The sequence below is a fragment of the Marinicella rhabdoformis genome, assembly GCF_009671245.1.
GTDB classification, from domain to species: Bacteria; Pseudomonadota; Gammaproteobacteria; order Xanthomonadales; family Marinicellaceae; genus Marinicella; species Marinicella rhabdoformis.
The window spans coordinates 28,580-40,923 of the sequence record NZ_VTFS01000003.1 but is presented as its reverse complement, the minus strand read 5'-3'; the positions used below and the strand labels follow the sequence as shown (position 1 = coordinate 40,923).

Sequence of the window (12,344 nt, the reverse complement as noted above, 5' to 3'; positions counted from 1 at the left end):
AGTTGCAGGTGATTACCTTTTAAATTCAATTTCGAAGTCGATTATATCGGCAACATTCTGGTGGTTTTTGTAAGCTGGAATCATATAAAGGTGCTTTAACACTTTTAATGTGATTTCATCCAGTCTCTTTAGTCCACTGCTTTCTGTGATGATTGTATCACTGAGTAAGCCTGTGGCTTCAACAGTAGATTTAAGTTTTATAGTTCCTTCATAGTTGATGGAATCAAGTTCTGCGTAATAATTGCTGAATAAATGAAGGTTTTCTTTGAATCGTGGTTTGGCGGTATGTGGTCTTTTGGTCCAGTATTCAGTTTTATCGGCCAGTGGTTTGTGTTCATTGACTGTTGCTGGTAGATATTGTGTACCATTTTTATCTCTGAAGATTTCGTTTGGGTAATTGATGTACTTTCCATAAGCAGAATAAAACTCAAAATATGAAATCAAGTTTTTGTTTTGCAGGGTATTAAAGCCGATGTGTTTGAGGTAGGGGGTTTGGTTGCTTCCAGGAATACCAATGCTTTTTTTGATTTGTATGGCTAAGAAATCACCTGAGTTGTGGGAAGTTACCTCGGCAATAAAGGTTTGTTCTGGTACTTCATGCGTGAAATAGATCAACAGGTTTTTCGTTTGATTAATTTCTTTTAAAACTGATTGGCTTTCAATGTTCTGGGGCTTACCTCTTATGACTTTTCCATCATAATTATCAGAGAAATCAAAAAATATGTCATATCTATAGATATAAGAAGAATAGACATACATGCCGTTTTCTTTTTTTGGAATGAAGCTTCGTGATAACTTATTTATGTTTTTTAAACTGTCGCGCTCAAAGGTCACATTTTCTGAACTATGTAATATTTTTAATTCACTTATAGTTCTGAAAGGTGAAATAAGCATTTCAATCTCAACCCACTCTTTAATTGAGGTTTTGTTCTGATTGCTTAGTGTGTTTTTTAAAGGTGTAGGAATTTGTAAAGGCAAATGAGAGTCATGGTCGTCCAATGTGTGTTCAGTTTGGCTTAAAATCGAGGTACAGTAGAATAAAAAGCATGTCAGAATGATGTTTTTTGTAGTCTGGTGTTTTGACATGTTGTGGTTTATTGGGCCGCTCAGAAAGTGATGTATTTTAGAGGTGTGTCATTGATAAAGGTTTATTTTTTGTCGAATGAAAGAATGATGCTGATGCAGTTAGTATGTTTGTTTAGTTGGGGAGGGGTTCTGTTTTTGGGGATTGGATGGGCTTAGTTGTTTTTTGGGTCCTGTTTTTTACACTGCTTTAATGTATGGCTTGGGTGCCTTTGGCATCCAAATTTGATCCATTCAAATTTGTGAACCGTGGAGTTCAAGCTAACTTATGCTTCCGCCATTTTATTATTAGGAAAAGATTTAATGATTGAAGTAAGGGAAATAGTTTAGTTGGAGAGGGTGTTTCTGTTTTTGGGGATTGGATGAAAAACGTCCTGTTTTTCACACTCCGTGTGCTTTCAGCATCCAAAATCATTCCAGATGATTTTGTGAACCCTAGATACGCTATTAACGTATGCCGGTTTTAATGAATGGCGTCCTGCCATTCACTCTTCGAGCGCCTTCGGCGTTAAAATTTGTTCCAGACAATTTTTTCAAGACCAGCCCCGTAATCGTTTCATGGCGGTTTTGGCAGCCTTAAAGATGAGTTAGTGTCAGTAACAGGAAATCTTTCGGTAAATAAATGAGCTTTTAAATACTGTAAGCCAAAGAAGCCTTGAAAAAGATTGCGAAAAGGGCGTGCATTCAGCTGTCTTTTATGAAATTAATTGGGTGTTCAGATAAATGAGGTAATGAAGAAGGTTGATGTGGCGGAGAGATAGGGATTTGAACCCTAGATACGCTATTAACGTATGCCGGTTTTCAAGACCGGTGCATTCAGCCGCTCTGCCATCTCTCCGCATCAAGCTGCTCGTAACTAAACGAGGATGCGAATTATAGCCTAAAATTTGTTTTTGGCTACCTATTTTTAAAAAAAAACTTCATTTTTTTTACTCAAGTGCTGGTGGGCTTTTTATTTTGTTCAAAAACAGCTAAAATACGCGGTTTACTTTTTCAAGTGAGTTTTGAATATGGCTTTAGCAACAGGTGATAAAGCGCCAGATTTTTCTTTGGTGGCAGACAATGGGAAACCATTCAAATTATCTAGCAAGATAAAAAACAAAGTGTTATTGGTGTTCTACCCAGGTGACGGTATGCCAGTTTGTAATAAACAAATGTCTGATTACCGTGACAGCCAGGATGTGTTTTCTGAGTTGGACGTAGATGTGATTGCCATCAGTGGAAATCAGCCAAAGGATCTGGCGGCATTTAAAAAAGATTTAGATTTACCGTTTACTATATTGAGTGACTCTGACGGCGCGGTAGCAAAGCAATATGATTCGTTTGGTTGGTTTGGAATCCAGCGTGCGATTTATTTATTGGACAAAGACATGGAAGTTCAATATAAGCACGTAGAGCCAGTTTCAATCTACAGCCGTTCTGTCGAAGAATTAAGCGAAATGATTAAACGTAAATCATAATTATTTTGTGGCATCAAGAAAAAACCGGCCTATGAGCCGGTTTTTTTTATTCTGAAAATGTTTCTTCTAATTTGGTTTGGATTTCATTTTCAATCATGCCTTTGAAGGCCATCATCATAAAGCCCAGTTTGGCTTCAATTTCTATGCCGTCGTCATGAATTTTCACTTGCCCGTCTATTCCAGAGCCTGACAAATCACAATGGTCGTCACAAGTAAATTCATGAGATATGCCATATTTACTTTCTAATTTGTGTAACATTTCAGTTACGCGTTCGGCAATGATTTCTTTGGGGTGTTCAGAACAGGGGTATTTAATGTAAATTTTTGACATGTCTAAGCATTTTAAAAAAAGAATATTTTAACATGCCGAAACCAAAACAGGCGAACCAGTTTGGTTCGCCTGATTTGACTTGAAATAAATAAATGCTTTACTGATTACATGCGATCGCTTTTTTCATGCGCGAACCAGTTGTTGCTCTTTGACAGTTTTTCTCTAACACCGAACTGAGTTTGAACTCAAATATTTGTTGGTATGTTTTCTGCATATTGGTTCTGTTCAAAGAGTCTTTTTCAAATCGCCATTTTCTCAATATGGTTTTAACGTTTTGTTCAAAAGCCACATAATTATTGCCTTGAGAATTCATTTCAATGTCATAAAGTTTACCGTTGGGTTTTATTTTAAAGCTGGCAATAACGGTTTGCTCTACTTGTTTCTTCCAAAACTCATTTGGATACTCAGGTGCCAAATATGATTTTAATTTTGGTTTAATCAATGCTGATGTGGCTTTTAAGTTGTGATTTGACTTGTGCGTATTGCTATCAACTGGGTTCATGATTTCTAAATCATTAATTGTTGTTAACTCGACCGCAGGGTAGCGAACGGCAGGCTGTGTCGATTCAAATGCATCAAGTAAATCATTTCTGAGGTCTGAGGTTGGCAATGCGTTTTCAATCTCAACATCAACAATCTGCAATTGAAAATCTTCAGTAATGGCAGCGTTTTTTGGACTTTCAGCTGTGAACGTTTCTGCAACGGATGTGTTGTTTAAACGCCAAGATTCAGCTGGTTTGACTGTTTCTGCTGCAAGCGTAAAATCACTTTGCTGTCTTTGTTTTGGGTAAAATAAGTTGCTGACCAATCTTTTGTTTATTTTGGGTTCCTTTTGACTGGACTTTGTTGTGGATGTGTCTGAGAACCCAATTGGGGCTTGGTTTGACTGAAATAAGTAAAAACAAGCCAGTAACAAAATGCCAAGGGGTAAAAACATCATGATAGATGATTGGCTTGATTTGTTTTGTAGTAGAAATTTGACGCGTTTTAACAACAAGCCATCATTGATACCAATTTGTAATCGAGGCCCAAAGGAATGGCCATTGCTTAAACTGGCAATGTTGGTGAGTGCTTTCGCGTAGGTGATTGCATGGGTGTCCTGAGATAGAACTAATTGGTCACAGCATTGTTCTCTGACTTGCCTGATGTCATTATTCATCCAACGTATTGCAGGGTGAAAAAACAACAAAATGTCAGCAGTTAATTGTAAAATATTATGCAAGTAGTCATTGCGTTTAAGGTGACACAGCTCATGAGTAATAATCGCATGAATCTGTTCCTTTGGAATTTGACTCATCAAACTCAATGGTAATAAAACCGTTGGCTTATAAATGCCGTATGCTGCAGGTACAAAGATTTTTTTAGAAACTTTGAGGATTGGAATGGCTGCCAGGTCGAGTTTAATTGCTGTGTTTTTAATGAACTGTTTGAGTTCGGCAGATAAAGTGGCATCACAGTCATGTTCGATGGCATTGAGCCTGAACCATGAGCGAATCAGCCCGGTGGTTAATAAAGTCACTATAAGTGCCCAAGAAAATACCAGGATGGGTAGTGTTTGGTTTACCAGCATCAAGACAGTATCTATTGCTGACATGGGTTTTAGGGCCATGCTTTGGTAACTGCTGCTGATGACAAAAAAGCTTTCTGTGACTTCAGATTGTTGAATTAAACTGATGAATTGACTGGTTGGAATTAATATACACAACATCACTGCAGACATGCCGGTCCAGTATTTGGCATGTAGAGACTCTGAACTTCGGGAAATTAACCAATAAATCAGAACTATGGCACTTCCTTGCCATAAAAAATGTATCAGGGTCCATCCCAGTGCATTGATGATGTGTGAGTCAAACAAGGTATTCTCCAGATCAGATGTTTTTGTTTTCTACATTTTCCAACAGTGCTTTGATTTCTTCAATTTCTTTTGCGCTGGTTTCTGAGTTGTTGCCCAGTGCTTGTAAAACCAAAGAGCTGATGGAACCCCCAAACAAGCGGTGTTTCAAGTCATCTAGCATTTGTGCCTGTGTTTCTTTTTTAGTCAGAATGGGCTCGTATATGTGTGCTTTTTGTTCACTGTTTCTGCTGACCAAGCCTTTTTGATACATGACTTGTAGCATTTTCAAGGTGGTTGTGTAACTGGTTTTGGCTTTTTTGATTAACTCTTCATGTATCTGCCGCACAGTGGCTGGAGAAATTTGCCACATGACATTAAGAATCGCCAATTCGGTTTTGGTTGGTTTTGGTGTGTTCATATTGTTTAAGCTTATTAACGAATATTGTCGTATATCTTAAACAAGTCGTAGTTAGTGTGCAACTGGTTTGCTATTGAATGTGTGTATTTTGGTTTCAATCAAGCTGTCATCATCTGTGTATGATGTTTTGATTGCCAGACAGTTTTGCTCAGGATCAAACCAGATGTGGCTTTGTCTGGTACTTTGTTTCGGGTACTCGCGGCTGACTTTGATTAATTTATTGTCGAGGGTTTCAGCTGTAAAGTGATAGCGAGATATTTTTTTTGACTTTAATACTGGGACAGTAAAAGCAGTTTGGTCGTCTAAGCAAGCCAGTGCAGAGAGCCTAACGGCAAGCATATGAGAAGAGACTGGGTGTTCTTTGTTGCTGGCAGTGAATGGTTTTTTCTTGTGGGTTCCTTGTATTTGGGTTTGTTGTTGATTGTTACTGAAGTTGAATTGTCGTTTACTGAAAGCCACTTTTTGTATCATATTATGTTGGTACACAGACCAATGGCTGTTGTTGGTACTGAAGCGGGAAGTTTCGCTGCGTTCAAAGCCGGTAAAAGAAGCGAGTCCGTGGGTGCCAGTGGTTTCATCTGAAAGAATGTAAAGGCCTTCAGGTGATTTTTTCAGTGTGGTTTTTTGTTCGGCCATTATTTTGCCGTCTTTATAAATGTGATAAGTTGCTTGGAATGGTTTTAAACTTGAATTGGCACCGGCAGTGTGACTCAGTGAAAGGCCTAGAAAGCAGGTCAGTAAAACGGGTAGCACCCTCAAATTGATTTTTATGGAGTTAAACGGCATCACTCTATGACAAGTGCTGACGCCAATGGTTCACCATTTAATGCCAAGCTGTCAATCCATGTGAGTTTGTTGGCAGCAATCAGAGCGACAGTTTCGGTCAATAAGCGATGCTCTTTTGTGATGAGTTTTACAGCCAGAGAGTCAGCTGTATCCTGTTGTGTGATTTCAACATGACATTGACTCAGTACCAAACCATGGTCAAGTTGGTCATCGACCAAGTGCACACTGGCCCCATGTATGGTTTGTCCATCATCAATCGCTCTTTGGTGTGTGTTTAAGCCTGGATAAAGTGGTAAAAGAGACGGGTGGATGTTGATGATTTTATTCTCGAATTGAGCAACAAATTGGGCGGATAACACCTTCATGAAACCAGCCAATACAATCAAGTCGGGTTTAACCTGATTCAAAACCTCGATGGCATATTGCTCACCTTGTTGTTTATCAGTCCATACGATGTGGCTGTTGTTGACGCCGTTTTCTTGGGCGATTTCCAAGCCATAAGCAGATGCTTTGTTGCTTATGACATGAACGACTTCGAAACCACCGCTTTGTTGGGCATTCAAAAGCGCGGCCAAATTACTGCCGCGCCCAGAAATAAAGACAACCACTTTCATGGTTTTATTTAAGCACCACGTCTTGGTGGGTTTTTTCGATCACTTGACCTATGTTCCAAGCATTTAAACCCTGGTCGGCAAAATGTGATGTAACTGTGTCAACATCAGTTTGATCAACAACCATCACCATGCCAATGCCACAATTGAATGTGCGAAGCATTTCTACATCATCGATGTTACCTTGTTCTTGCAGCCAATCAAATACAGGCAGACGTTCCCAGCTGTTTTGAACCACTTCAATGGCCAAGCCTTCAGGCATAACGCGGGTGATGTTTTCCATGATACCACCACCAGTGATGTGTGCCATACCATGAACTGTAGTGTTTTCTAGCAAGGAAAGAATCGGCTTGATGTACAGTTGCGTTGGCGCCAATAATTTTTTACCCAAAGTGCTGCCGTCAAAATCTTGATTGATGTCCACATTTTTGGCTTCAATGATTTTACGAATCAATGAGTAGCCGTTAGAGTGCGGACCTGAAGAAGTGATACCGACCAAAGCTTGACCTGCTTTAACACCCGAGCCATCAATCACTTTTTTCTTATCAACCACGCCGACAACAAAACCAGCCAAATCATAATCGTCGCCTTCGTACATGCCGGGCATTTCAGCGGTTTCACCACCGATTAAAGCACAGCCAGAAATGTTACAGCCGTTGGCAATACCACCAATAACAGCACTGGCTTGGTCGGTGCTTAACTGGCCACAAGCGTAATAATCTAGGAAGAATAAGGGCTCAGCGCCCAACACAATGATGTCATTGGCACACATGGCCACCAAGTCGATACCAATGGTGCTGTGGTCATTCAGCATATGAGCCAGTTTAAGTTTAGTTCCCACACCGTCGGTGCCAGAAACCAAAACCGGGTTGTCGCAGTTGACTTCTGATAAATCAAAAAGACCACCGAAACCGCCTAAAGAGCCCATGACACCGGGGCGGTGTGTGGCTTTAACCAAAGGTTTGATGTTTTCTACCAGTTGATTGCCCGCATCAATATCGACGCCGGCATCTTTGTATGTGAAAGACTTGTTATTGCTCATGTTGACCCATGCTTGATAAAACGCGCTGATTTTATGCCAAGTAACGTCATGTTTGGAGAAAAATCGTTATTTATTAATGTCAGGCGACGTCTATAACGGATTAGGGTTACTTGAATTCATTGTTGAATCATCCATTCGTGATATCAGGATAATTCGGTATTTGACAATCTTATACCAAGCAAACCATAATGTTTGCTGCTTTAGAGGGGCCCTTATGACACAAGTCACCAACCACTATCTGTCTTGGATAGATGTTGACAATGAAATGCACAGTGAAATGTTGCAACCAGATCAGTCACCTATCACCTTGGGTCGATCAGACGTGGCTGAAGTAGAAGTGTTTAATACCAGTGTGTCTCGCTTGCATTTAGAATTTGTTTGGTTGGCAGGTGCTTGGCATGTAAAAGATTTAAATTCAAGTTTTGGTACATGGATTGGCAATGCAAAACTACAACCTGATGAAGTTGTAGCATTAAAGCAAGACACAGAAATTAAACTGGGAAACTTAAGCCTTTGGTATGAAATGAGGGGAGAGCATGAAACCCAAGAAATGTTTCAAACTTGTTTCAGGCCAACCACACAAAATGAGGAAATGGAATTTTCCAGTGAATTCAATGACTTTAGGGTTAAGTTGTTGTTTTTGCTCCAAGAAAATTTTGGTGACAACACCCTCAATGTCAACCTCATTAAAAACATTGACAGTGAATTACATCAATTAATCACGGCACAGGAAGCCAGGTTGAAAGAACAACGAATCCTCAATTCAATCAGTCACATCTTGAACCGCAGTTTGACCTTGTCTGAGTTGCTCAAAACGTCTTTGAATTTGGTCAGTAAAGTGTTGAATGCCGAGCGCGGTTTTGTTGTTTTGAACCACCTCAACGGTAAAGACCATCAATTTTTTGCACTGAGGCATTTTGATGAACTGGTTTGGTCTGATGACTCAGGTGTTGAACAAGATTACAGTCAAGCCCTGGTGAAACGCTGTTTTGAACAAAATAAAATTCTGATCATTGGAGACACAGAGGTCAATGCGGCCTTAGCGGATGTGAACAGTGTGAAAAATGGAGGTGGTCGCAGCATTGTGGTGATCCCATTGGTTCAAGAGGATGACGTGATTGGTGTGATTTACTTAGATAACCAGCAGTTGCCGCATAATTTCACGCCGGAACAAATTCCGTTTTTGACCACATTTGCTGCACACACCAGTATTGCACTGCATAACAGCATGCTTTATCGTCGTGCCATCACTGATGATTTAACGCAGCTGTATACGCGTCAGCATGTGGATGAAGCTTTGGCAGAACAAATTTGGCAATCACAAATTAACAAAAAACCGCTTTCCTTGTTAATCTTAGATTTAGACCATTTCAAAAGAGTCAATGACAATTTTGGTCACACCATGGGTGATCAAGTGTTACAAGGGTTTTCAGAAATCATCAAGTCTCAAACGCGTCAGCATGACGTGGTTGGGCGTTTTGGTGGTGAAGAGTTTGTCGTTATCTTGCCCAATACAGATATTTTCGCAGCACATGAGTTGGCCGAACGCATACGGCTGGCGACAGAAAAACACCCGTTCACCAAAGGAGAAGAGTCTATTTGGGTCACGGTCAGTATTGGAGCTGCCAGTTTTCAACACCACAGTGACCACAATGCTTTGTTATTGCTTGAAAATGCAGACACGGCTTTGTATCAAGCCAAAGCACAAGGCAGAAACCAAACGGTCAGCTTTTCATAGTCCGTTCAATTACTTTCATACATCCCTTCAGACATCATTAGGCCAGTTTTATTCTCCTGATTGACTACCGTGGCAAGTAATTCATATAATCACTGGTAACGAACCAACGCCAAATTGATTTATGGATCAAAATTCCAAACTGAGCTGCCCACAATGTTTACACCAAAACAGCAAAGGTACCACGCATTGTGACCTCTGTGATTGGCCGCTGAATCAAAATGATGAAGTTCAGACGGTGGCCCCTCAAAATATTTCTTCACGAAATACACCTTCACATGAGATTTGCCCTAAAAGTGAAGCTGATGAAACAGTGGCCCCCATGAATCATGGCAAACAATCAGACCCCAATCAAACTGTCGCTCCTGACGTGTTGTCAGCACAGAAAAAAACATTGCAGCAAAAGAATACCTTTCATTTGGCCGGAGATTTGGCTCATTTTGAAATTCATGAGATTTTAGGTCAAGGTGGGATGGGTGCGGTTTACCATGCCAAAGACAAAACCTTACACCGAGATGTGGCGATCAAAATGCTGCGGCCAGTATTGGCCAGTAACCAACTCAGCGCCGAGGCTTTACTTGACGAAGCGCGCATGGCGAGTAAACTCAATCACCCCAATATCGTCACGATATATGATGTGGCCAGGGCCGCAGACAGCAATTACATTGTCATGGAATGGGTTGATGGCCAGCCATTGGATGAATTAATTCCAGAGCAAGGACTGGATCTGGTGACGGCCATGTCTTATGCCTGCCAAATTGCAGATGGCTTGAATTCAGCCCATCAAAAATACATCATCCACCGCGACATCAAGCCACAAAACATCATGCTCAGTGCGGATGGCACATTGAAAATATTAGACTTTGGTATCGCAGGATTGATAAAGCAACAAAATAAAGTGGCCTCTTCAGAAACGGAAGGTGAAAGCCAGGTTAAAACCATGGCTGTTGGAACACCCAGCTACATGTCGCCGGAACAAGCACGCGGCTTAAACCTGGATCAACGGTCAGACATCTTTTCATTTGGCACCTTGTTGTATCAAATGCTCACAGGTCAAAGGCCTTTTCAAGGCAAAGACATCCCATCGATTCAACAAGCGGTTTGTGAAGGACAATACAAACCGATCAAACAACTGTTACCCGCTCTGCCTGATGCGGTGGTCACATTGCTGGATAAAATGTTGGCGACACAAAAAGACGAACGTTGGCAAAGTTCTGCTGAATTGGCAGAAGAACTGCACCGCATTCATGCTGAATTGACGTACAAAAAGAATTGGTGGCAAAAACGCCACTGGCTGACAAAAGCCGCCATTTTAATCCCTTTTGTTATCGGCCTGGGCTGGTCGGTAAAAGATGTTTTGTTTCCCGCATCGACACAACAATTAATCGAACGCCAATTGGCCGAAGCCAATAAAATCGCCATTCTGCCCTTTGAAAACATCAGTGGAGATCCATTGATTCAATTATTCGGAGATGGTTTGGCCGTTAATTTAGGTACAGATTTAGCCACGATTGCTGCTGAGCAAAACAACACATGGATTGTCCCTTCGACAGAAATCAGCCGCATGAAAGACCAGTCGCTGAAAGCTGTGGCTGATAAGTATGGTGTTAATTTGGTCTTAACCGGCAGTATCCAACATATGGGGTCAACGAGGTTATTGGTGATGAATTTACTTGATGCAGTAACCGGCCAGCAAATGAAAACAGCTGAAATCAGCATCCAAGCCGATGAATTGTTCCAAGGTCATGGCCTTATTCGAACCCAAGCACTTGAATTATTGGATTGGACTTTCCCAAAAGATTTAACTGAAAAAATCAAAGCCCAAAGGCCACAGCTCGACGGTGCTTACCGTGAGTACGTTCAGGGCAGGGGTTACCTGTATCGATTCGATCAGGCTGGAAACGCCGATAAAGCACTCGATGCATTCCAAAATGCCATTGAAATTGATGAACGGTATGAAGCTGCTTATGTTGGATTGGCTGAATCGCAGTATAGAAAGTACATCAAAAGTGAAGAAGTCAAATGGTTGGATGCGATGACATTAACTGTTGATGCGTTGAGAAACCTAAACTCTAATAACAGACAAATAAATTATTTATTGGCAGAGGTGGCTGTTCAAAAAGGCGCATATGAAAACGCCATTGAATTATTTGAGAAAAGTGTTCGCTTCAATTCAAAACACACCCCATCCCAAATTGGATTGGCCAAAGCATACTACAAGAGTGGTAAACCAGAAAAAGCAGAGCAAATATACCAATCTGCAAAGCAAGCAGAACCCAATAATTGGCGTGTGGTTTCAGGTTTTGGCATTTATTATTTTCAAGTGGGAGACTACGCTAAAGCACTTGAACAATTTAAACGGTTGTCTGAAATGAGCCCCAATAATGACTTGGGCGTCAGAAATATGGCAGCTGCCTATTATGCATTAGGTGATATTGATAACGCGATTGAATATACGAAGCGTGCCATTGAATTAAACCCATCGGATAGGGCCTATTCAAATTTAGGTACCATGTTGTTTTCTATTGAGAAATACGAGGATTCTGTGGTGGCTTTTGAAAAAGCAGTTGAATTGAATAAGGGTTTCTATATGAATTGGGGCAACTTAGCGGATGCATATAAGTTGGTGGGTAATAGTAAAAGTAAAGATAGCTATAAGGTTGCAGTTGATCGGATTAATGATTTATTAAAGACAAACCCAAATGATAGTAATGCAAAATCAGCTGCAGCTTATTATTTGGCAAATCTAGGCAATGAAAGTGAAGCGCTTTTTTTTGCGAAGCAAATAGGTGAGTCCAACTCTGGATTCGAAAACTTTTTTATAGCTACTGCATATGACTGCCTGGGGTATGTTGATGAAACTCTAATGCATTTAGAAGTGGCATTGCGTAAAAATTATTCTATACAAGAAATATTAAATTCCCCTTTGATAAAAATAAGTCGCAGTGACAAAAGGTTTAAAGAGTTGGTAGGTAGTGTAATAAACGATTAGACTCATAAAAATTAAAAAGAACCGGTTTTTCAATCCCGATTCTTTTGACAGA

The 12,344-nt window shown here is 40.5% G+C and carries 10 protein-coding genes and 1 tRNA gene; 3 read left to right on the top strand and 8 right to left on the bottom strand.

What is annotated here, in order from left to right; genetic code table 11:
- Positions 1–12 precede the first annotated feature (12 nt).
- Both FET73_RS07985 and FET73_RS07980 read right to left on the bottom strand, forming a co-directional pair.
- Positions 13–1,086, bottom strand: coding sequence for an energy transducer TonB (locus tag FET73_RS07985; protein WP_154223431.1), 1,074 nt, complete (start codon positions 1,084–1,086; stop codon positions 13–15).
- Between the two features lie 744 nt (positions 1,087–1,830).
- Positions 1,831–1,921, bottom strand: a tRNA-Ser gene (locus tag FET73_RS07980).
- 172 nt (positions 1,922–2,093) lie between these two features.
- Here FET73_RS07980 and FET73_RS07975 point away from each other — a divergent pair.
- Positions 2,094–2,543 carry a peroxiredoxin family protein gene (locus FET73_RS07975; protein WP_154223430.1) on the top strand — a complete coding sequence of 150 codons (450 nt, stop codon included), beginning with the start codon at positions 2,094–2,096 and terminating at the stop codon, positions 2,541–2,543.
- Between the two features lie 46 nt (positions 2,544–2,589).
- On the opposite strand, the gene FET73_RS07970 is transcribed toward FET73_RS07975, so the two are convergent.
- The 6 genes from FET73_RS07970 to purM form a co-directional block, all read right to left on the bottom strand.
- Positions 2,590–2,874, bottom strand: a complete 285-nt coding sequence (locus FET73_RS07970; protein ID WP_154223429.1) for a polyhydroxyalkanoic acid system family protein — start codon at positions 2,872–2,874, stop codon at positions 2,590–2,592.
- 97 nt (positions 2,875–2,971) lie between these two features.
- Positions 2,972–4,729 (bottom strand): M56 family metallopeptidase, encoded by a 1,758-nt coding sequence (locus tag FET73_RS07965; RefSeq protein WP_154223428.1) that lies wholly within the window; start codon positions 4,727–4,729, stop codon positions 2,972–2,974.
- Between the two features lie 13 nt (positions 4,730–4,742).
- On the bottom strand, positions 4,743–5,126 hold the full coding sequence (locus tag FET73_RS07960) for a BlaI/MecI/CopY family transcriptional regulator (RefSeq protein WP_154223427.1): 384 nt from the start codon (positions 5,124–5,126) through the stop codon (positions 4,743–4,745).
- 51 nt (positions 5,127–5,177) lie between these two features.
- Complete coding sequence (locus FET73_RS07955) at positions 5,178–5,762, bottom strand: hypothetical protein (RefSeq protein ID WP_154223426.1); 585 nt, start codon at positions 5,760–5,762, stop codon at positions 5,178–5,180.
- Positions 5,763–5,911: 149 nt separating this feature from the next.
- Complete coding sequence (gene purN / locus FET73_RS07950) at positions 5,912–6,526, bottom strand: phosphoribosylglycinamide formyltransferase (RefSeq protein WP_154223425.1); 615 nt, start codon at positions 6,524–6,526, stop codon at positions 5,912–5,914.
- Between the two features lie 4 nt (positions 6,527–6,530).
- Positions 6,531–7,565 carry a phosphoribosylformylglycinamidine cyclo-ligase gene (gene purM, locus FET73_RS07945; protein ID WP_154223424.1) on the bottom strand — a complete coding sequence of 345 codons (1,035 nt, stop codon included), beginning with the start codon at positions 7,563–7,565 and terminating at the stop codon, positions 6,531–6,533.
- A 214-nt stretch (positions 7,566–7,779) separates the two neighbouring features.
- Between purM and FET73_RS07940 the strand changes: the two genes are divergently transcribed.
- Entirely contained in the window at positions 7,780–9,303 is a 1,524-nt protein-coding gene (locus FET73_RS07940) for a diguanylate cyclase (protein ID WP_179952186.1), read from the top strand.
- A gap of 121 nt (positions 9,304–9,424) precedes the next feature.
- Positions 9,425–12,292 (top strand): serine/threonine-protein kinase, encoded by a 2,868-nt coding sequence (locus FET73_RS07935; protein ID WP_154223422.1) that lies wholly within the window; start codon positions 9,425–9,427, stop codon positions 12,290–12,292.
- Positions 12,293–12,344: the final 52 nt, after the last annotated feature.